The 20783-nt window shown below is 56.7% G+C and carries 16 protein-coding genes and 3 pseudogenes; 6 read left to right on the top strand and 13 right to left on the bottom strand.

Going from position 1 to position 20783, the window contains the following annotated elements; all coding sequences use genetic code 11:
* Positions 1-285: 285 nt before the first annotated feature.
* From PCE31107_RS13515 to PCE31107_RS13545, 7 genes are all read right to left on the bottom strand, one after another.
* Positions 286-942, bottom strand: a complete 657-nt coding sequence (locus PCE31107_RS13515; RefSeq protein WP_150609013.1) for a class II aldolase/adducin family protein — start codon at positions 940-942, stop codon at positions 286-288.
* Positions 939-2243 (bottom strand): 3-oxo-tetronate kinase, encoded by a 1305-nt coding sequence (gene otnK / locus PCE31107_RS13520; RefSeq protein ID WP_150609015.1) that lies wholly within the window; start codon positions 2241-2243, stop codon positions 939-941. The genes PCE31107_RS13515 and otnK overlap by 4 nt, the downstream gene beginning before the upstream one ends.
* Before the next feature lie 135 nt (positions 2244-2378).
* Complete coding sequence (locus tag PCE31107_RS13525; RefSeq protein WP_150609017.1) at positions 2379-3098, bottom strand: haloacid dehalogenase type II; 720 nt, start codon at positions 3096-3098, stop codon at positions 2379-2381.
* 1 nt (position 3099) lies between these two features.
* A complete protein-coding gene (locus tag PCE31107_RS13530; protein WP_150609019.1) occupies positions 3100-3450 on the bottom strand; it encodes a putative quinol monooxygenase in 351 nt (116 codons plus the stop codon).
* Positions 3447-4568: an isocitrate/isopropylmalate dehydrogenase family protein gene (locus PCE31107_RS13535; RefSeq protein ID WP_150609021.1), complete on the bottom strand. Its 1122-nt coding sequence runs from the start codon at positions 4566-4568 to the stop codon at positions 3447-3449. Before PCE31107_RS13535 ends, PCE31107_RS13530 begins: the two co-directional genes overlap by 4 nt.
* Before the next feature lie 535 nt (positions 4569-5103).
* On the bottom strand, positions 5104-5817 hold the full coding sequence (locus PCE31107_RS13540; RefSeq protein ID WP_343032348.1) for a GntR family transcriptional regulator: 714 nt from the start codon (positions 5815-5817) through the stop codon (positions 5104-5106).
* Positions 5818-5989: 172 nt separating this feature from the next.
* A complete protein-coding gene (locus PCE31107_RS13545) occupies positions 5990-7321 on the bottom strand; it encodes an MFS transporter (protein WP_150609025.1) in 1332 nt (443 codons plus the stop codon).
* Positions 7322-7654: 333 nt separating this feature from the next.
* Here PCE31107_RS13545 and PCE31107_RS13550 point away from each other — a divergent pair, with 333 nt between their 5' ends.
* Positions 7655-8980 carry an amidase gene (locus PCE31107_RS13550; protein ID WP_150609027.1) on the top strand — a complete coding sequence of 442 codons (1326 nt, stop codon included), beginning with the start codon at positions 7655-7657 and terminating at the stop codon, positions 8978-8980.
* 36 nt (positions 8981-9016) lie between these two features.
* Here the strand turns inward: PCE31107_RS13550 and PCE31107_RS13555 are convergent.
* Positions 9017-9527 (bottom strand): annotated as a pseudogene (locus PCE31107_RS13555) (transposase family protein); the annotation flags it as partial.
* 64 nt (positions 9528-9591) lie between these two features.
* Between PCE31107_RS13555 and PCE31107_RS13560 the strand changes: the two are divergent.
* The gene (locus tag PCE31107_RS13560) at positions 9592-9882 is read left to right on the top strand and encodes a hypothetical protein (RefSeq protein ID WP_150609031.1); all 291 of its coding nucleotides are present in this window, start codon (positions 9592-9594) and stop codon (positions 9880-9882) included.
* Positions 9883-10104: 222 nt separating this feature from the next.
* Here PCE31107_RS13560 and PCE31107_RS23675 read toward each other — a convergent pair.
* From PCE31107_RS23675 to PCE31107_RS13580, 4 genes and pseudogenes are all read right to left on the bottom strand, one after another.
* Positions 10105-10387, bottom strand: a pseudogene (locus tag PCE31107_RS23675) (transposase); the annotation flags it as partial.
* Between the two features lie 111 nt (positions 10388-10498).
* Positions 10499-12358 (bottom strand): TRAP transporter large permease, encoded by a 1860-nt coding sequence (locus tag PCE31107_RS13570; protein WP_150609033.1) that lies wholly within the window; start codon positions 12356-12358, stop codon positions 10499-10501.
* Positions 12359-12381: 23 nt separating this feature from the next.
* Positions 12382-13398: a TRAP transporter substrate-binding protein gene (locus PCE31107_RS13575; RefSeq protein WP_150609035.1), complete on the bottom strand. Its 1017-nt coding sequence runs from the start codon at positions 13396-13398 to the stop codon at positions 12382-12384.
* A gap of 46 nt (positions 13399-13444) precedes the next feature.
* A complete protein-coding gene (locus PCE31107_RS13580) occupies positions 13445-14290 on the bottom strand; it encodes an alpha/beta fold hydrolase (protein ID WP_150609037.1) in 846 nt (281 codons plus the stop codon).
* Between the two features lie 742 nt (positions 14291-15032).
* Between PCE31107_RS13580 and PCE31107_RS13585 the strand changes: the two genes are divergently transcribed.
* On the top strand, positions 15033-15923 hold the full coding sequence (locus PCE31107_RS13585; RefSeq protein ID WP_246181826.1) for a LysR substrate-binding domain-containing protein: 891 nt from the start codon (positions 15033-15035) through the stop codon (positions 15921-15923).
* Positions 15924-15982: 59 nt separating this feature from the next.
* Here the strand turns inward: PCE31107_RS13585 and PCE31107_RS23680 are convergent.
* A pseudogene (locus tag PCE31107_RS23680) lies at positions 15983-16279 on the bottom strand (glycerate kinase); the annotation flags it as partial.
* Between the two features lie 191 nt (positions 16280-16470).
* Here PCE31107_RS23680 and PCE31107_RS13590 point away from each other — a divergent pair.
* From PCE31107_RS13590 to PCE31107_RS13600, 3 genes are all read left to right on the top strand, one after another.
* Positions 16471-17358 carry a LysR substrate-binding domain-containing protein gene (locus tag PCE31107_RS13590; RefSeq protein WP_150609041.1) on the top strand — a complete coding sequence of 296 codons (888 nt, stop codon included), beginning with the start codon at positions 16471-16473 and terminating at the stop codon, positions 17356-17358.
* Positions 17359-17519: 161 nt separating this feature from the next.
* Positions 17520-19517: a transketolase gene (gene tkt, locus PCE31107_RS13595; RefSeq protein WP_150609043.1), complete on the top strand. Its 1998-nt coding sequence runs from the start codon at positions 17520-17522 to the stop codon at positions 19515-19517.
* A gap of 2 nt (positions 19518-19519) precedes the next feature.
* Positions 19520-20473 carry a D-2-hydroxyacid dehydrogenase gene (locus PCE31107_RS13600; protein ID WP_150609045.1) on the top strand — a complete coding sequence of 318 codons (954 nt, stop codon included), beginning with the start codon at positions 19520-19522 and terminating at the stop codon, positions 20471-20473.
* The last annotated feature ends 310 nt before the right edge of the window (positions 20474-20783 follow it).

The raw sequence follows: 20783 nt of genomic DNA on the forward strand, positions 1-20783 counted from the left end.
TCCTATAGCGCAGGGGAATGTCAACTTCATTGCCGGCGACCGCGACGGTGTCGTTTCCGTTCCCTTCGCAATCGCGCGCGACTTACTCGAAACCGTGTCGAAGGCCGAGCAAGTGGATCGGGACCTCGCAGAACCCATTGCCATGTTCGAGAAAGAGCCTGCGTACATCAGTGAGGCGCGGCAACCGGGGAAACAGCTTCTACTGTGTGACGCAAACGTCAATATTCTGTGCGCATTTCCGGCGTATCTGCCCGACCGTGGGCAGATACTCTTCGGACCAGTCGCTTACCAAATCGCTCCGAAGGTCTGGCAAAGCTCATCGAGCGCTTCATCGCCCAATGGGCTGGGCTTCGGGTGAGACATCAGCCAGAGACGTGCTGTCTCTTCCAACTCCTCCAATGTCGCCATGGCACCCGCCGGTGTCGTGCCCCAAACATTAGGCCCCAGGCGGTCCAACATCACGCCTCGAATCCTGCCGCCTTGGGAATGGCGACGGGTGATGGCATCGGCAACCAGGTCAGCCGCTCGTGGGTCGCCAGGACGGTGGTAAGGGATGAGTGGAACATGGCCTACCTTCATCACGAAGTAAGGCGTGATAGGCGGCAGAATGTCCTCGGTCGCCCATACGCCAGCCAGCGTAAGAGCGACCAAGTGCGTCGAATGCGTGTGTATGACACATCGAGCTTCCGAGTCGGCATCATAGATTTTGCGATGCATCGCCAAGGTCTTGCTCGCTCGGTCGCCTGATACCTGTTCTCCGCTGCTTGCTACCTTGGCCAGCCGTTCCGGCTCGAGGAAGCCCAAGCAGGCATCGGTTGGCGTGATGAGGTATCCATCGTCAAGCCGGACACTGATATTGCCCGCGCTGCCATGCACGTACCGCCGTTCAAAAAGGCTGCGGCCAACACGGCAAATCTCCAGCCTGAGTTCTTGTTCGGTCATGCCAGCATCCCGAAGGCTTTGGTGAAGAAATCGACAGTGCCGAAGTTACCGGATTTCAGGGTCAACATAAGTCCGTCAGTACCGGCTGCAGGAGACAGGGCGTAGCACCAAGGCACTCCCGGGTCGATTTGCGGGCCGATACGCATTTGCTGAACCTCCAACGCCTGCACACATGCACCGGATGTTTCGCCTCCGGCAACGATGAGTTGACGGACGCCGCGCTCTACCAGGCCGAGAGCGATGGACGATAGCGTTCGTTCGACGAGTTCGCCTGCCTGTTCTACGCCGAGCAAGGCTTGGACTGCTTTCACAGAATCCGGTTGAGCGGTTGCATAAAAGAGCACCGGTGTATCGGAAATGCGCGTTCCCGCCCAATGCAGTGCCTCGCCGACGATGTCGCTGCCAGCCGCGATGCGAAGCGGGTCCACTGGATATGCCTCTCCACCACGCTTGATGAAGTTCACGACTTGAGCATTCGATGCCGAAGAGCAACTTCCAGAAACGATCGCGCGGGCACCATAAACCTTCGGTAGATGCGCCGCGTCTTCCCCCGGGGAGATTCCGAAATTCTGTGGCAAGCCAATAGCCACACCTGAGCCGGCGACGACCAATGGCAGGCCTGCGAATGCCTTGCCCATTGTGACGAGATCATCATAAGCGATGGCGTCGACGATTGCGAAGCGTCTATCTTCGGCGCGTAGCACTGCCAGGCGTTCGCGAACGGCGTCGGGGCCCTGCCGAACGACCGCATGGTCGACGAGGCCGACCTTACCGTCGATTTGGCGTTGTAGCACCTGAACCAAGTTCGAATCCGTCATGGGCGTAAGCGGATGTTGCCGCATGCTGCTATCGCTCAGTAGAACGTCGCCGACGTATAGGTGCCCTTTGTAGACGGTCCGATTCGCTTCAGGGAAGGCCGGACAAACCGGAACGATGCCGGCTTGCAACGCGTCGGCCAACGCCTCGGCCACCGGACCAATGTTTCCGCGGTCGGTAGAATCAAAGGTCGAACACACCTTGAAGTACAGTTGCTCCACACCCACGTGTTGCAACCACTGCGCTGCGCGAAGCGACTGCTCAACGGCTTCCGCCACAGGCGCTGTTCGCGACTTCAGCGCAACGACGATGGCGTCGGCATCTACCAGCGTCGACGCTGTTGTCGCGTCGTCCGTCGGAGCCGGAACACTGATTGTTTGGACCACGCGCATACCGGCGCGCACCAAGTTGTTTGCAAGGTCTGTCGCGCCCGTGAAGTCGTCCGCGATGCAACCGAGTAGTGGCTTATTACCGTGTGAGCGCAACTTTCTAGCTCCCAGTATGCGTGAAGGGTAGTGGTCGGCATGGTCTCACCGACCAAGGGACGAATCGCTAGGCCACCGTATCGGAGACGACGCAACTTAGCGACCAAGAGGCGCTGTACAGGGGGTTACTCTGCCTTAAACGCCCATCTTTGTGGCCAAGTCTTGCAGGTCACTGGCCACGACATCCCAGTCAGCACACGGCTCCAGGTCGGTGGTCTGCCCCGGCCCGTACTCGGTCGGCCGCGGAACAAACGCGGCACGCAGTCCGACCGACCGTGCCGCATCGAGGTCGTGGTTGTGTGCGGCGCACATGATTACCTCGTGAGGCTCCAGGTACATTTGCCTGCAGACACCCAGATATGTGTCCGGGTGCGGCTTGTAGCGTTGGAAATGCTCACAAGAAAAAATCGAGTCCCAGGGAAGCCCCGCATGCTTGGCCATGTTGACCAAAAGAGCGATATTCCCGTTGGACAACGGTCCGACAACGTATCGCTTCTTAAGCCGAGTAAGGCCAGCGACCGCATCCGGCCATGCGTTGAGTCGGTGCCAGACGCGGTTCACGTGCAAGCGCTGGGCGTCACTGAGATTGCTCAGTCCGAACTCCGGAAGCAGAGTGCACAGCGCCTCGTAGTGGAGGTCATCGATATTCGTCCACGCAATCTCTCCGCGCCGCACCCGGTCCTTTTGGGGTTCATACCGCCCGCGCCACGCGTCGACCAATTGCGCCCAATCAGCGTCAATGCCGTTGTCGTTTCCCCACTGCGTGAGGTCCGCGATGATGCTTCCCCGCCAGTCCACGACAGTCCCGAACGTGTCGAACACTATCGCCTTAACCGATGCGATGTCTGTCGTCATTTCAATCCTCTTCATGTTGCATGGCGGGGACCCCGGACGTCAGGCGTGCGTACTGCGTGACGGTTTTGTCGCTAATCCACTTCGAGCTCATTGAATCAAATGCCTTGAAATGTGTGGTCTCGAGGTGCTCCGCGAACGCGCGAGCACTCGTATAGAGTTCGTAGAGAAAGAACTTTTGTCGCTCCACATCCTCGCAGACGTCGAACGCAAGGCAACCAAACTCTAGGGTCAGGGACGCGTGAGCGTTCTCAAGAATGGCCTGTCTGAAGTCGTCCAAGTGTTCGCTGCGTACTTGGAAGTAGACGGTCACAACATGGCCGTCTGTTACCCGCGGCTTTTGTGCGGCGTTCATTTCGTTACCGCGCGCAGCGCGATTGGGAGGGCATCAATGACGGCCTTCGTCACCTCCGCCGCACCGGCAGAGCCGCCGTACTCCATGGGAACCACGCCGCCGGACGCGAGGGCGTGCTCAACGGCCTTCTCAATAACAGCCCCGCACGTTGCCAGTTGAGGCTCGTCATGCCGGAAGGCCAGCCACTCCAGCATCATCGCGGCCGACAGCAGCATTGCGCAGGGATTAGCCTTTCCTTGCCCCGCGATGTCCGGGGCTGTGCCGTGTGCCGGCTGAAATAGGCCGTGGTCATCACCGATATCTGCGGAAGATGCCATGCCCATGCCGCCGATGAGGCCTGCGGCTAGGTCCGATAGGATGTCCCCGAACATGTTCTCGGTGACCATCACATCAAGAGTCCACGGCTTCTTGACCATGGTAAGTGCCATGGCGTCGACGTAAGCATGGTCCTTCTCGATGTCTGGATATCGGGACGCAACCTCGTCGAAGACCTTGCGGAAGAATGCCATCGACGCAAAAACGTTCGCCTTGTCAACACATGTCACACGGGATGACTTCCCTTGCGCCTTACGTTGCTCTGCCAGGCGAAACGCGAAGTCGCTTACCCGCGTACTGCCGGAGCGGGTAATCTGCATCGTGTCGTATGCCTCCTGGTCGTTCTCAACCCGTCCGCGTCCTCGCGCATAGAAGAGGCCTTCGGTTTGCTCGCGCACTAGAACGAAGTCAATCTGCTTTGCCCGCTCATCTGTGAGCACTCTAGGCAAACCGGGAAACCACCGGATGGGGCGAACTCCAGCATAAAGACCCAATTCCATCCGCAAGTCGAGCTGGGGGATAATTTCGGTGCCGTCCTTGTGCCGAATGTCCGGCCAGCCCATTGCTCCGAACAAAATTGCGTTGGACTTCTTGCAAGCCCGTAGTGTCTCGTCGGGCAGAGCTACCCCGGATTTCGCGTAGTACTGTGCACCGGCATTGTAGGTGGTGCAGTGCAACATCGAAATTCCGCAAACCTTTTGCACCGCCTCCAGCACTTCAAGGCAAGCAGGCATAACTTCCTGCCCAATCCCGTCTCCCGGCAATACTGCAACATCCAGCAACTGGGTTGTCCTTTTAAGCATGCTCAAACTCCTCACCGATTAATTCCACAATGAATGCATTAATGCATACGTTATAGCATGCCTTGTAGAGGTGTCAATGATTTGCCGTAGCCGTCATGACCGAAGTTTGCTCAGTGATGTCTGACACAGAAGGAAAATAGATGCCAGCTCTGCGACAGTGCGTCGCTCGCACACCACTTCGGCACCTTTCGTCGACCAGACTGCATCCCCGCCATCGGGCGCGAGCACCGCCTGGTGCTGAGACTTCTAGACGAACCGCGAAAGGGTGTGGGGACTGGCCCGTATGCAGTCTATGAACAGTGTTCCCGCGCATGGGTCGGGGATGGAATCTCCGAGGGCATGCCCGCCGGTCTCAAGGGAATGCACCGCCTAGCTAGCAAAGGAGATTGCCAATCCTAACGATGAACACGGCATCAGCGGACATGGCGAGGAAGCTCCGTCACATCTTCTAGGACAACTGGCGGCCATCCGATGTAAGCAACTACACGCCGTCCCTCTCGTCGAGACGAGAAAAGACGGCAATGAAGTTGGATTTCTATAAGCGCTTAAGGCCAAACTTTTCCAGTATCTCAAGCAGTTCACCTCCAGCGCGCTCCCGATGTGCTCTCAAAAGTTCTCGCGCCGCGGCAGGATCGCGTTGACGAATGGCCTTTACCATCGCCCTGTGCTCCCGAGTCGACTTGATGGGCTTGCTTCGCAGGCGAAGCGTGACCATGCGCGCTCGATGAGCACGGTCCCACGTGTTAGATACGAGCTGCTTGATTAATCTGTTTCCACATAAGTCCAACAACTGAGCATGGAAGTCCTCGTCTGCCTTCGCCCATGCGTCCAGGTCATCTTTCTTAAGTGCATCGTCCATTGCATCCAATGCAATGTCTAGGACGTGCAGTTCCTCGTCGGATAATTCTTTAGAAGCTGCGAGTTCAGCCGCGGTCCCCTCAAGCGACGTAAGAACTTCATAAATCTCCTTCATGTCCGACGGAGAAATGGGAAGGACGCGCATACCATGACGCGGCACCACCGCAATGAGGCCCTCTTGCTGTAGGCGGAGCATCGCCTCACGTACGGGAGTACGGCTCATCCCAAACTCTGTAGCGATTTCTTGCTCAGTCATTTGGAATCCCGGAGACCACCGATTATCGAGAATATGCCCGCGAATCGCCTGATATGCTGCCTCCGGCAGTGTGACCGCCTCCTCGGGCGTTTGTGCCCCCCCTCCCGCCCGATTAGTGCTGCCGCCCACGCTCACTTTACCTGTCGGGGCCTTCTTAACAACATGGCGTTTGCCGTCATTTGCGAAATGCATAAGAGTTGAAAACAATGGATACGATAGCGAATAAGAAAGTATAGCAAATCTCGCCTCCGCCAGAGGCGGTCAGTAACTCCGGCACCGAAGTATCACGCCCGCCTCAAATTCAGTTTTACTTTCGTGCTACCCAGTCGGCGGGAAGCTTCACCACGAGGAGCCCCCCCACGACCCATAGCGCAGCAAGGACATACATCGCCGCATTAGTGCTTCCCGTGACGTCTCGCAGCACTCCGACCATGTAGGGAGCGACAAAACCGGCCGTAACGCCAAGCGAGTTAATCATAGCAATGCCGGCTGCCGCGGAAACCCCCTGAAAAACCGCAGTCGGCACGGTCCAGAAAAGCGGTAAAACTGCCCAGACAGACATGGTCGCCAGCGTCATGGCACAGAGCAGCAACATGGTGGAGTGCTGCCATTGAATACTCAGAAGAAAACCCACCATACCAACAATGCACAAGGCAAACATATGCCAGCGGCGCTCATTAGTCTTGTCGGAGTGCCGTCCAATGAGAAGCATTGCGGGAACGGTAGCCAGGTATGGGACAGCGCTGAGCAGCCCAACCATTAGCGGATCCTTAATTCCGGATTCAGTGATTAAGGTTGGCATCCAGAAGAACACTCCGTTCATAGCCATTACGATAGTAAAAAGAAGTGCGCTGAGGTGCCAGACATGTTTATTTCCAAACACTCGCCGAAGTGGAATGTGAACTTTCTCACCATCTTCTAACGAGAGTTGTGAACGCACAAAGCGCTTTTCGTCCTCTTGAAGCCACGAAGCATCCTCGATGCGGTCCTTAAGGACGCAGAGCACAACGATGCCGAGAACAATCGCAGGAATTGCTTCGATTACAAACATCCATTGCCAAGGGGAAAGCGGCGGAATGCCAACCATAGTCTTCAGTAACGCTCCGGACAGCGGGCCTCCAAGAATCGCTGAAAATGGAGCGGCAAGATAAAACATGGCAAGCACGCTGCCACGACGGCGAGTCGGATACCAGTTCATCAGGTAATAGATAATCCCTGGAAAGAAACCCGCTTCTGCCACGCCAAGCAAAAAACGTAGAACGTAGAACGAAGTTGGTGAACTGACAAATACCATGGCAGCCGAAGTCAGGCCCCAAGTCACCATGATTCGTGCAATCCACCGGCGCGCACCAACCCTGTGCAAAATAATATTACTTGGCACTTCAGCGAGGACATATCCAATGAAAAATATGCCGGCACCGAGGCCGTAAATAGTATCGCTTAGCTTTAAATCCGACATCATTTGCATCTTTGCGAAGCCGACGTTCACTCTATCTAGGTAGGCCATGGTGTAGCAGATGATTAAAAGTGGAATTAATCTCCATCCAATTTTCCGATAGACTGCGGCTTCCCAGGTGGCTCGGGCCTTTACTCCGCGTTCCGATACAGAATTCGCATTCAGTGATTCTGAGGCAGGCATCTCTCATTCCCTCCAAGTCGACTTTTTAAAAATCTTCGCATACGGTATTGCATACATTATCGACGGTCAATGAGGTTTTGTGCTGGGCAGTGTGTCGCGCACCATTTTCGCGGGTATACCCTTACATCGGAAGCATTTTTTGCATACTATTGCGTATTCGTTGTCGCATACTTAACATGGACGCGGGCGCCAACGGATGTTGGATGGACGCAGCGCCCCCGCGAAGCCGCGCACCTTGTTCGTGCACCAACCGCTGGACTCTTCTTCACTTTGCGGCCTTCAGGCGAAGAAGCAACGCGTGAGGCCCAGTAGACGGTGCCACTAAAGGTAATCATGAAATCCATTATCAATAACTTGCACCAAAGCCAAGCTGGCGGTGAGCCCTCTTATCAGACTCTTCGTGAATGCTTTTCGAGAATTGACCGCTCGCACCTCAATGCTTTCATCTCCTTGGACCAACAAGGCGCAATAGCAGCCGCCCGCTTTTGCGACGACCTTTCGAAGAGGGGGTCTTCCCTGGGAATACTGCACGGTGTGCCGGTCGCGGTAAAAGACATCATCGACGTAGTAGGCCTTTCCACAACAAATGGCTCTGAACGATTCGCTAATGCGCCGGCAGCTGCGCGCGACGCGGATGTCGTTCGCCGACTCCGGTGCGAAGGCGCCGTCATCGTTGGAAAAACCAATACTCACGAATTCGCGTATGGTCCAACGGGCGATAGGTCGTTCTTCGGTCCGGTAAAAAACCCTTTCAACACCGCGCATATCTCAGGTGGTTCGAGCAGCGGGTCTGCGGCAGCTGTCGCCTCGGGAATGTGTTTGGCAGCACTTGGGTCTGACACAGGCGCGTCGATCCGGCTACCCGCGGCGCTGTGCGGCATCGTTGGCCTTAAGCCGACTTACGGACTAGTCTCTTGTCAAGGAGTCTTCGCGGTGAGCCATACGCTTGACCATGTAGGCCCCATGACCCGGACCGTCTTCGATAGTGCCGTCATGCTTGAGGCAATGACCGGGCGCATTGGAGTCTACACATCAGAGCTACGTCGGGCCGCGACAGTCCGTCGCGTGGGATTGGTAAGAAGGTACTACGGCGACTACTTGACCGAACCAGTGGCAAAGGCGTGGCGGGAGGCAGAACTGAAGTTCAGGGAGTTCGGAATCGATATCGCGGAAGTCGATATCCCGGCGATACAGGCTATCTCGGAGGCTCAGCATACCGTCATCCTAGCGGAATCTTACGCCGCGCATAGTGAAGCTCTCCAAAGGGGAGAGCCCTATAGCGATGAAACACGTAACCGTCTGCTCGGGGGAGCGACTATTTCGGCAGACGAGTACATTCGTACTCTGCGATACCGTCAATTCGCAATCGATGCTTTCGACCGGGCGCTCGAATCTGTCGATGCAATTCTGGTCCCAACATGCGGCAGTGTCGCGCCGCTACTTGGCGAAAGATCCTTCACTATCGGTGGCGAAAATTTTCCGATGTTTAGATTTTTGACTCGCTTAACGGCACCCACTAACTTTACCGGGCACCCCTGCATCTCGGTCCCGTTCGGAAGTAACAACGGCTTGCCAATTGGCATGCAGCTCATTGCGAAGCACAATGATGAGGGGAGCTTGCTCGCGTTAGCCAGATTGCTAGAGAGTGCGCAGGAATAAGCCTCCGGCGCTACGCGCAGACCGGCCCCCGTATGGTAATGCCCTGCCGACGCCCCGTCGCGTGAACAAGTCGAGCCCCCCCTGCCAGATAATGCCAATGGCCTTGCGCCCAGACATACGTGATGTCTCCGCACCAGACCTGATCCTGGGAATTCACCGCGAACTTACGGTTGAGATGGTTCGGGATTTCGATCCGCTCCACCGTGGCCCGCTTGTAGGCATGGCTGCCGGGCTGCTTGCAGATCAGCCCCAGCTCTTCCATCAAGCGACTGGCCTTGAAGCGGCCAATCGCCGTGCCTTCCTCGCGAATCATGCCCATGATGCTACGCCTGCCCGCCGAACTGCGGCTCTCCACGAACAGATGATGCGCGCGACTGCGCAGCGCCATGCGTTCGGTATCAACACGCTGAGCACGCTCTCGGTGGGCATATAGGCAGGGCCGCGAGACGTCGAACACCGCACAGATCAACTCGACCGATTCGCTTCCGCAGATCTGGTCGATTACTGCGTACGTTCGATGCCTTCCGACATCAAGAGCGCGGTAACCTAATGGAATGGTCTGCCCCACCTCCTGCGCGATACTGTGCGCGGCCACTTCAAGGAGAGCGACCATGAGCGAGCACCACGTCCACGTCATCGGAATTGATCTCGGCAAGAACTGGTTTGGTAAGCGCGGGAACGCCTACTTGCGGATGATGGTGATCCAGGGGGCGCGCGCCTTGATGATCCACATGAAGCGCGATCAGCCTCGAATAGGTTTGTGGCTTCATGAACTTGAGCAGCGAAGTCATCCGCACGTCGCACTCATTGCGCTGGCCAACAAGATCGTCCGAATCTGCTGGAAGGTATTGACTAGCCGACTGCCATATCGACCATTCCCCGAAGCGCCGTTAGGCATCTGAGCACAAAGAAGTGCCGAAGTCCTGTTTTATGAGCCCTGATTAGCGGATGACACAGAACCGTTGACCGGCGCCCGGCTAAAAAGCAGTCATCCATGACTGAACGCTTTATTGGGCTTGGTGTGCGCGGATTCCATCATGGCCAGCAGTCACGCACTGCGCAAACAGGCCGGATACATTGACGCAAACGTTGTTCTGTTGAAGCGGTAACCCAGCGACTTGCAAATCTGGGGCAGACCATACTTTTTTAAAAATGGCCATCTCGCGCTCGAGGCGTTCAACGCGCGCCTCGAGTTCCTGGATACGTTGCTAATCCGGCGTGATTGCCTTGCCTTGCGGGGTGACGCCCTGGCGCTCCATTTGCAACTGCTGCACCCAACGGCGCAGCACCGTCTCGCCTACGCCGACCGAGCGGCTCGCTTCGATAAAGCTATAGCCCTGGTCGAGGACCAGACAGACTGCTTGCTACTCGAACTCGGGGGGAAAACGAACGACGTTGCCTCGGCATCAGACACCTCTCCATGACGAGCATTCTCGCCTAAATCAGTGCTCGGATCGATTAGACCATTACTACAAAAAGGCCTCTACCGAGGTAGAGGCCAGAGGGAGGCGCCATGGATTAAAGGAAGCCAATCGACAACCATGGAATCATTGCGACCAGCACAAGCCCCACGAAGAGGGCAATCATGTAACCCCATATGGGTCGAAGTCCTTCACTTGGCTCCACTCGCGCCACCGCACAGGCAGCGTAGTAGCCAACGCCGACTGGCGGCATGAACAAACCCATGCCCATCGACAGCACGACAATCATTGCATAGTGAACTTCATTGACACCGAGGCTTTTCGCGATTGGGAAAACGAGCGGGGCAAACAGGACAATCGCCGGAATACCTTCCAGTACGCTGCCAAGAATCACAAAGGCGACGATGGAAACCGCGATGAACATAGCCGGTCCGCCCGGAAGGCTGCTCATCAGTGCCGCCAGGTCTTGCGAGAAGCCCGACTGCGTCAGCGACCAAGCGACTGTAGTAGCCCCACCGATGATGAAAAGGATTGCACCGGACAGCGAAACAGTCTCTACCAGCATCTGGCCCAACCGCTTGATGTCGAAATGGCGGTACACAATCGCGCCAACAACCAGCGAATAGATGATGCCAATTGTCGAGACTTCAGTTGCAGTAGCCATCCCCTCTACCACGGCCGCTCGAATTACGAACGGGAGTGCAAGAGCCGGCAGTGCCACTATGAAAGCCTTTGCAATCTTAGCCTTTGGCGTTTTCTTGACCGAGGATAGGTCTTCGTTCTTGTAGCGCCACCACACGACAGTGCACAACGTGATACCGAGCACAACGCTTGGCAATAAACCACCGGTGAACAAGGCTGAAATTGAAACCCCCGTCACAGAACCAATCGTAATCAACACGATGCTGGGAGGAACTGTTTCGGTCTGCGCGCCTGTTGCAGCCAATAGCGCTACGAGGTCACCAGGCTTGGCACCGCGCTGCTGCATCTCCGGGAAGAGCGCCGGAGCAACCGCAGCCATATCCGCAGTCTTCGACCCCGAGATGCCGGAAACCAGATACATGGCCCCGACCAGCACGTACGACAAGCCTCCCCGGACATGTCCAAGCAGCGTTGCGAGAAAGCCCACCATAGCCCGCGCCATCCCATTCGACTCAATCTGTAACCCCAGGAAGACGAAGAGCGGCACCGCCAGCAAGATAAGGTGGCTCATCCCCTCATCGAGTCGGCCCGCGAGAACGATTGCCGGTGTCGACGTTGAGGTGAAGACATACGCAATGGCCGACAGTGCGAACACAAACGCGATTGGCACCCCGAGAGCTACACCTAGCCCAATCATCCCAACGAAGAAAATCAACAAATTCCAATTTCCCAAGTCAGTAAATATTGGCTTGGCCACCGTCAGCAACACGTAGACCGCTATCGCAACGACCGCAGCGATGAGGATGCTGCGAAACATCCTCTCCTTAAGAATCCTGAAGGCGGCAAAGACAATCATGAGGGCGACGCCAGTGGGCAGCGCCGCGGAACGCCACAGGTTGGAAATTTCCAACGCGGGCGTCGTCACAATGGCCTCTTCCATGGCGTAGTCAATCGCCGGGAGCAGAATCGCAACCATAAACGCTAAGGGTACAGCCAGTGCAATGGTTTCGAGTACTCGTCGATTGCGGGAGTTCGAGCGCCCGACCAATGCGGTCATACGCATGTGCTGTCCGCGCTGGAATGCGATAGACGCCCCTAGCATCGATAGCCAAATGAAGAGAATTGAGGCTAACTCGTCGGACCACGTAATCGGGGTGTCGAGAACGTAGCGCGCAATCACGCCGGTCGCGAGAATGCCGATTTCCCCAACGAGAATAATCGATGCCACGATTTCTACGCAGCGGAGCAGGACATGCTCACATGAATCGGCAAAGGTTCGACGTCCAATGGTCAGCGTCGATGATAAGGTTTCCATCACAAGCCTCACTTTTTGGCGGATTACGCCAGCTTGCCAACCGTTGCTTCCAGTAGCCCCCATGCCTCGTCGCCCATCCGCTTGCGCCAGTCAGAGTAGAAGCCGGATTGCTGCAACTTGGTTCGGAATGCGTTGGTATCCACGTCAGAGAATTGGATTCCCTTGGCCGTCAGATTGACCTTGAGTTCCTTGTTCAGTTTCTCCACGTCGGCGCGTTGCTGCAGCGCGCTGTCATTCATCACCTTTGTGATGATGTCGCGCGTCGCGGCCGGCATAGCCTCGAAGGAGCGTCGATTGGCGACCATCCAAAAGCCATCCCACATGTGGTTGGTGTTCGAGATGTACTTGCCCACCTCGTACATCTTCGCGAAGTAGATGCCAGCGAGAGGGTTCTCCAACCCGTCGGCGACCTTTGTCTGAAGCGCGGAATACGTCTCGCCCCAAGGAATGGAAACCGGCGAGGCGCCAATGTCCTTGAACATGGACGTCCACAGGGGACTCGGGGGAACGCGAATCTTGAAGGCTTTGATGTCGTCCGGCGTGCGAATTGCCTTGTTCGAAGAAAGGGTCTGGCGGAACCCGTTATCCCACATCTTGTCGAAGGCGATGAGGTTTGCCTTGGAGAAGGCATTGATGACGTGCTTGCCCAATGCACCGTCCATTGCAGCCCATACCTTGCTGTAATCGGAGAATGCGAATCCGATGCCATTGATGGACGCAACAGGGACAAGCGTCGCCAGGACGAGTCCGGTCTGGACGAATAGGTCGATGCCACCCGCGCGCACCTGCGCGAGCATATCCGCATCGGTTCCCAACTGACTTGATGGGAAGACTTGGATGTCTACCGCACCGTTGGTCTGCTCCTTGATTTTTGCGCTCGCTTCTCGCAAGCGAACGTTCAGAGGATGGTCGGCCGGCATGATATTCGCGCACTTCAGCTTGAACTTTGCCTGGCCGAAAACCAGGCCCGGGAACGCCATTGAGGCACCAGCTGCCGCTGCCCCAGTGAGCACAAGCCTGCGACGGGTGGAATTGACCATGTTGTCTCCTTAATTTGTTTAATATCGCATTACCGAACCGTGCCCCTCACTCGCCAAAGAACTCCATCAATTGCTGCGAGATGAATTCCGGCTGTTCCTCAGTAACCCAGTGACCACAGTCCGGAATCAAGCCGCCACGGACGTCCTCTGCAACGCGCTTCACGGATTCAATCGTGTCCATACCGCGGCCGAAGCTCTTACTTCCTCCCAGGGCGAGGACAGGCATCCCGAGCTTGCCGTTGGCTTCCAGCATTGCCTTGTTGTCTTCGTTATCTTGGGGCAATGCGCGATAGAAGGAGTACATCGCGCGCATGGCACCGGGCTTGGCGTAGGTGCGCAGGTATTCCCTCTTGTCTTCTTCGGAAATGCAGGTCGGGCGATGACCGTAGTTTTCAAACAGCCAGTTGAGAATCAGGTGTTCACGGCCTTGGAACAGCGCCTCAGGGAAGTCGGGGGTGCGGAAGAGCGCGTGGTGCCAACGCCGGCCGTTCTGTGAAAAGTCGTGGCCGTCGCCCGGAATCGCGACGTCGAGAATTACGAGCTTGCGCACCGCCTCCCGATGCTGAGCGGCCAGCGAGAATGCCGTCGGACCGCCCCAGTCGTGACCAACAAGGAAGAATTCCTTGATGTTCAGCTTCTGCAGTAGTTGCCAGACGTCGTTGGAGACCGTCTTCTTGTCGTAGCCGGAGCCGGGCCTGGAGGAATCGCCGAGGCCGCGCAGGTCCGGAGCAATCACGGAGTACTTCTTGGCGAGCTCCGGAATAATGAAACGCCATTCGTACGAAGTCTGCGGAATGCCATGCAGCAGCACCACGGGGAACCCCTCGCCCGCCGTGAGGTAGTGCAGAGTGACATCATCTAGGTCGGCGTACTGACTTGAAACTTGGGTCATTTCATTTCCTTTAAAGGCAGCGGGCTGGGCGTTGGCGTCTGACACAGCCGTGAAGTGTCACAGAACTGCAGAGTCATCCCATCGCCCCTTGCCCTGACCAGTGAAAGCAGGGAAGACATAAAGGCAACCGGAAAAGCAGCAGCGCGAACTTCTTGCAGCACACCGCTTACCCGGGATGACTTTAAAAATAAGAAATTGACTTCGCGCGTGGATATTTCGCTTCAAAAAAAGCTCAATTTCGCGCTAGAAATTTGAAAATGCATTTCGACGTTTTCATGTTGTCTCCAGAGCACGACGGCGGTGGACGTGCTTCTATTTATAGGGCGTTGCCTAGCCCGTTGATGGAATGTTGGCTCACGGAAATCATGCGGTCAAGAGAATAAAAATCGATTATGAGTGAGCTGGATTCACCATTTCGCCGACCAACGGGGAGACTTGATTCGTGACGGGGAGCGAACCGGAGGGAACGTACTGCTTCGTACGCTTCATGACCGTCTCGAGCCCCAACGCCCTTACGTTAGGCTAAATGCGAAGCATTTGTGCTCAAAAAAGTGCGAGTTGAAGGGGCGATTCAAGAGATATCGGCCGGCGGCCGTGTGCTCGGGACCGTACCTCGGTAAGGACAATCGTTTACCTGTAAGTACACATCAATTAGCGATTCACCTTGACGCATGCAGGGAACAGATTTAAAAGGGCTAATCGGTGATGTGAGTTCGTTCTTATTGTGCGCAAAATTCCCCCCTTGGCAACTCTCCAAGCCTTTGAAGCGGCGTCCCGCTTGGGCTCGTTCATCCGCGCCGCGGAAGAGCTACATTTGACGCCGTCCGCCGTGAGTCACCGTATTCGGGACCTGGAGCGGCTTCTCGGCATTCACCTGTTCCATCGCATTCACCGCTCTGTCATCCTCACCGATGCCGGCCGGAAGTTTGCAAGGAACATCGGAGACGCCTTTGGTCAAATCGAATCAGGCGTTCAAGAGATTTCCCAGGCCGGAAAGAGTGACCTTATTAATGTGCACGTTGTACCCAGCCTTGGCGCCCAGTGGTTGATGCCAAGAATCGCACGCTTCACGACGATGTACCCAGACGTAGACGTGCGGATTACCGCCTCGGGCGAAAAGGTTGACCTTGAGGACGGCATGGTGGACTTCGATATTCGCTATGGGGCGGGACTAGCACGAGCAGGGATAGAGACAGAGATGTTTCCGCCCGAACCTATCGTGGCTCTTTGCTCACCGAATCTGGTTGAAGAGAACCCGGGCCTTCGAAGCCCCACTGACCTCGCACATCAAATGCTTATCCATTCGGAGGTAAATCTTTACACGTGGCGAAACTGGGAAGCTGACCATCCAGGTGTGCAGCTGAACCTCGGACGAGGGCCCCGCTTCGATCGCTCGTTCATGTCGATTTTTGCCGCAATCGATAGCTTGGGCGTGTGCTTGGAAAGCATGCTGTTGGTCGAGCGGCAGCTTGCATCGGGCGTTCTAGTCCTTCCCTTCGGCAAAGACGGCCCTCGCATCGAATGCCATAGCCTTAACTATCTCTCCAGTCGCGGCCACCTCCCGAAAATGCGTCTGTTCCGGGAGTGGCTCATGCAAGCACTGGCGGAGAGTCCGAGTCTGAATAACGACTGAGGCTCGAAGCGTCGCCGGCCCTCGCTCAACGTCAGGTCAAGGAAGAGGCATCAGACCTGTCCCGACTCGCGAGGTCGCACGGTGACTGTGGTCTCGCCTCCCGACAGAATTACGCAGGGCAGCAAGAGGGGTTCACCTCGTTTGGAGACGGCACGTGCAAGCGCTGCATGCACCATCCCAACAACGCGCGACTCACCCTTAACTTCATCGGAGAGAACGTAAGCATTAACGCCGGCGGACTTCGCCGCCTCAGGGGCCGCCTCCAGCAAACGCTGTGGCGGCGCAATCAGATAGGTCTCGTTTCCTTCAAAACAAGGGACGCCGTGCTTCGGCGTCTCCAAAGAACCAGCCCTTAGTGGCCTCGTCGGTCGGAAGAGTAAACTGGTGCCACCAAACGCGGCAACGCCAACCTGCCGGTTGAAGGGAGTTTGGCTGCGAGCGCAGTGATTCCCGGTTACAGCAATCCGCCCGGCAACCGATAAAATGTCACGCATTCTTTACGCCCCTGCATGCTGCATCGCAAAACTGCCTTTACCAGTTGGCTGCCATGATTCCTCCGCTGACGTCTCTACTAGCTTTTGAAGCCATTGCACGCCGAAAGAGCTTTACCCTTGCCGCGACAGAACTGCATCTGACGCCGTCGGCAGTTAGTCATCAGGTTGCTCGGTTGGAAAAGCTGATTGGACTCAGGCTTTTCGAGCGCTCCACGCGAGGCGTAGAGCTGACGCCTGCAGGGCAAACCTATCTCTCACGCGTCGCCAGTGCGCTTGGCGCCATTAACTCCGCAACCGAAGACTTGCGACACGGTGTCGAGGACTCGCTCTACATTCACTCCAGCCCTAGCTTTGCCAGCCTTTGGCTGATGCCCAGAATCGCCAACTTTGCTCGTCGCCATCCAGAAATCTCGCTAGGACTATCCGCTTCTCCCGAGCACTCGGACTTCGAAATTGGGCAGGTTGATATCGACATCCGTTACGGTTTGCCTAACTGGCCTGATTTGGAGGTCGAGCCGGTGTTCTCAGAGCGGGTTGCCCCCCTGGCCAGCCCGGATTTCCTCTGCCGAAACCCGGTCCAGGCGCCCCAAGACCTGGTCCAGGCTCCCCTCATTCACTCTCGTATTAGTCTCGTACAGTGGCCCGAGTGGTTTGCGGACTACGCTCCGAACCTGCATGCCGAGAGGATTCCGCTTCGCTTCGACCGCTCAATGATGAGTATCGATGCGGCAGTCCAAGGCCTCGGAATTGCGCTTGAGAGCACAAAGCTAGCCGCCGCCCACATTAAGGCCGGTCGCCTTTGCCGCGTATTTGACGAGGAGCTTGGTCTCGACATCGTGCAGCACCATGTCGTCTATCCAGCTCGGCACGCTGCACGCCCGGAGGTGGTTTGCTTCCTCAAATGGTTGCGGGAGGAAAGCCGTCTCACCGGCGCGGAATGACTTTCCTCCGCCGCGGACTTCTTACATGACACATATTCAATAATCCCTGAATTTTCATCGCTTGCCTCACGTAGAGACTGTCGCGAAGAATTAAGTCCTCTTCCGACAAACTAAAACGGAGACAAAGCGGCCGAGTAAGTCCGCTCGGCGTGCATACAGCTATGACCGCACATGAACTTCAGCCACTGGCGCATGCCATTCGCTTTCTTTCCATCGACGCGATTGTCCGCGCAACTGAGGGGCACCAAGGCGTGCCCCTAGGCATGGCAGAGATTGCCACTGCTCTCTACGCCAAACAACTAAAATTCAACCCGCAAGACCCCACTTGGTGGGACCGCGACCGCGTCGTTCTCTCTAACGGCCACGGTTCGATGCTGCTGTACTCGCTGCTGTATCTGACCGGCTACGAACACATCACACTTGACCAGGTGAAGAGCTTCCGCGAACTCGGGTCCCACTGCGCCGGCCATCCCGAGTACGACCCCAAGCTTGGTATCGAGGTCACTACTGGACCTCTCGGCCAAGGTATCGCAAATGCCTTTGGTATGGCCGTCGCTGAAGCATTCCTTAATGCCCGCTTCGGTGATGACCTCGTCAACCACCGCACCTACGCATTCGTCGGCGACGGTTGCCTGCAAGAGGGCATCGGCCAAGAAATGATTTCGCTGGCAGGTCACCTGATGCTGTCGAAGCTCACGCTGCTGTGGGACGACAACCAAATTACAGACGACGGCAAGACTGAACTCTCCATTAGCGAGAACGTCGCGGAGCGGTTCCGAGTCGCCGGCTGGCAAGTCATTGAAGTCGACGGACATAACATCACTGAAGTTTCCGAAGCGCTTGAGTTGGCCCGAGCCGACCCGCGCCCCTCGATGATTGCGTGCCGTACGGTCATTGGCAAAGGCATTCCACGCGTGCAGGGCCAACGCGGCGGCCACAGTGCCCGCCTGTACGAAGAGGACGGCAAGGCCGCTCGCGAGCTGCTCAATTGGCCACATGGCCAGTTCGAAATCCCGGGCGACATCCTCTCAGTTTGGCGCGGCTTCGGCGTACGCAACCAGAACACCTATGACGACTGGAGGGCCCGGGTGGCGGCTCTTCCGGCGGAAACGCGGGCCGAGTTCGAACGCATTATGCGTGGCGAACTGCCTGCGGGTTGGGAACAAGTCCTGCATGACTTCAAGCGAAAGTGTTTCGATTCCGACGAGTTCCCTGGGGGCATCCAGATTTCCGGAGCAATCAATCAAGCCCTTGCCGAAGTAATGCCCGAGCGCATGGTTGGATGTGCAGACTTGGAAGCGCCGACAGGCCACAAGGGACTGCTGCAGGCATTCACCGCTACCAATCGTGGCGGCTCGTACGTCCATTGTGGCGTCCGCGAGCATCTGATGGGTGCCATGGCCAACGGCATGGCCGCACATGGTGGCGTTTTGCCTCTCAGCGTCACCTACCTCGCTTTCTCTGACTATGAGCGACCCGCAATGAGGATGGCCGCGCTCATGCGCCTCCCTGTGAAGTTCGTTTTCAGTCACGACTCAATCGGCATAGGTAAGAACGGCCCCACTCATCAGCCGGTGGAGATTCTCGCCTCGCTGCGAGCCATGCCAAACATGCTTGTTATGCGTCCCGCCGACGCGACCGAAGCAGTCGAGTGCTGGGAGACTGCGATGGCGCATCGCAATGGCCCGGTCAGCATGGTGTTTGCGCGCCAGAAGCTGCCGCGCGTGCGACAAGCCCACACTGAAGAAAATCTCAGCCAGAAAGGCGGCTACGTACTCTCCGAGGCGTCGAGCAGCAAGCGCCAGGTCACGCTTTTGGCAACTGGCTCCGAAGTAGCAATGGCGCTCGAAGCGCAGAAGCGACTTGAAGCGCTCGGCATCGCTACGGCAGTCGTTTCGCTTCCTTGCTGGGAACTTTTCGATGCTCAGGACGCCGCATACAAGGCTACTGTCCTTGGCAAGGACGGAGTGCGGATTGGTATCGAAGCCGCGGTGAGGTATGGCTGGGACCAATATCTGGGAACTGATGGTGGATTTGTCGGCATGAAGGGCTTTGGAGCGCCTGGCCCCGCTGACGCTCTCTATCGCCTTTTCAACATCACGCCTGACGCAGTGGTTCTTGAAGCCCAGCGTCTCCTTGAAACGGCTGGAACCAATTAATCATGAAAATCGTTTTTCTCGACAGCGCGACTCTTCCCCCGAAAACAATCCTACGAACGCCGAACTTCCCGCACACCCTTCAGGTGTTCAAATACACTGCGCCAGAGGACGTCCCCGCCCGCATCGCGGATGCCGACATCGTTGTCCTGAACAAGTCAAAGCTGACCGCAAGCGCCATCGCAGATGCGCCGCGACTGAAACTCGTTGCCGTGGCAGCAACCGGCTACGACAACGTGGACGTGCGTGCCTGTTCCGCGCGGGGCATCATTGTCAGCAACATTCGAAACTACGCGATTAACACGGTTCCCGAGCACACCTTCGCGCTGATTTTTGCTCTTCGTCGTAGCATCACGGCATATCAGGATGCAGTCCGCAAGGGACGGTGGCAGGAGTCGGGCCAGTTCTGCTTCTTCGATTACCGCATCCGCGACCTGGCCGGCTCGACGCTCGGCATCATTGGCGATGGCGTGCTTGGGCAGTCGGTCGCCACGATGGGCCGGGCATTGGGCATGAAGGTCCTCTTCTCGACGTACAAGGGTCGGAACGACATGGGACCGTTGTACACCCCATTCGAAGAGGTCCTCGCTAAGTCGGACATTGTCACGCTTCACTGTCCGCTGATGCCGTCGACTCGAGACCTGATTGGTGGCAACGAGTTTGCACTAATGTCGCGCAAGCCGCTCCTGATTAATACGGCTCGCGGCGGTCTCGTTGATGAGGCTGCTGTGGGCCCCGCGCTCGATGCCGGCCTTATCTCCGGCGCAGCGTTCGATGTGGTTAGTGTGGAGCCGCCCCCGCCGAATCATCCGTTTAATGCGTTGCTGGACCGCCCGGATTTCATCCTTACCCCGCACGTGGCTTGGGCAAGTGAGGAAGCGACCCAAGGTCTGGCTGACCAGCTAGTGGACAACATCGAATCGTTTGTCGCTGGCGAGCCCGTCAATCAAGTGGGCTAACTAACAAAGCACGCGTCCGTGAGCCAATTCCGCAAGCGGACGCGTGAACTCGCCGGTTCAACGAGCCACCACCACAATCCCGAAAGGAAATGGGCTACCCCGAATTAAACGCCTCTTGCGGTACGGGTCTGCTCGTAATACTAATAGCCCAGCATGTCATGCACACATTCGGCCCATCGCGCAAAAAATTCTCCTTCAGGTGCCTTTTTTGATCGGTGGTTTCGACGTGTCCCCGACTTCGGCCATGTCTACCCTTTATTCAGTTGGATGTGCATCGGCGATTCTTCGCTATCCTTTTCGTTTCGACAAA

The organism is Pandoraea cepalis, assembly GCF_902459625.1.
In the GTDB taxonomy this organism is placed as follows: domain Bacteria; phylum Pseudomonadota; class Gammaproteobacteria; order Burkholderiales; family Burkholderiaceae; genus Pandoraea; species Pandoraea cepalis.

Excerpts from the sequence above, each read along its gene's own strand:
- PCE31107_RS13530 (WP_150609019.1), bottom strand. The coding sequence starts at position 3,450 with ATGAACGCCGCACAAAAGCCGCGGGTAACAGACGGCCATGTTGTGACC.
- PCE31107_RS13600 (WP_150609045.1), top strand. The coding sequence starts at position 19,520 with ATGAAAATCGTTTTTCTCGACAGCGCGACTCTTCCCCCGAAAACAATC.
- PCE31107_RS13550 (WP_150609027.1), top strand. The coding sequence starts at position 7,655 with ATGAAATCCATTATCAATAACTTGCACCAAAGCCAAGCTGGCGGTGAG.
- PCE31107_RS13580 (WP_150609037.1), bottom strand. The coding sequence starts at position 14,290 with ATGACCCAAGTTTCAAGTCAGTACGCCGACCTAGATGATGTCACTCTG.
- PCE31107_RS13515 (WP_150609013.1), bottom strand. The coding sequence starts at position 942 with ATGACCGAACAAGAACTCAGGCTGGAGATTTGCCGTGTTGGCCGCAGC.
- tkt (WP_150609043.1), top strand. The coding sequence starts at position 17,520 with ATGACCGCACATGAACTTCAGCCACTGGCGCATGCCATTCGCTTTCTT.
- PCE31107_RS13575 (WP_150609035.1), bottom strand. The coding sequence starts at position 13,398 with ATGGTCAATTCCACCCGTCGCAGGCTTGTGCTCACTGGGGCAGCGGCA.
- PCE31107_RS13560 (WP_150609031.1), top strand. The coding sequence starts at position 9,592 with ATGAGCGAGCACCACGTCCACGTCATCGGAATTGATCTCGGCAAGAAC.
- PCE31107_RS13535 (WP_150609021.1), bottom strand. The coding sequence starts at position 4,568 with ATGCTTAAAAGGACAACCCAGTTGCTGGATGTTGCAGTATTGCCGGGA.
- PCE31107_RS13525 (WP_150609017.1), bottom strand. The coding sequence starts at position 3,098 with ATGACGACAGACATCGCATCGGTTAAGGCGATAGTGTTCGACACGTTC.
- PCE31107_RS13570 (WP_150609033.1), bottom strand. The coding sequence starts at position 12,358 with ATGGAAACCTTATCATCGACGCTGACCATTGGACGTCGAACCTTTGCC.
- PCE31107_RS13545 (WP_150609025.1), bottom strand. The coding sequence starts at position 7,321 with ATGCCTGCCTCAGAATCACTGAATGCGAATTCTGTATCGGAACGCGGA.
- PCE31107_RS13590 (WP_150609041.1), top strand. The coding sequence starts at position 16,471 with ATGATTCCTCCGCTGACGTCTCTACTAGCTTTTGAAGCCATTGCACGC.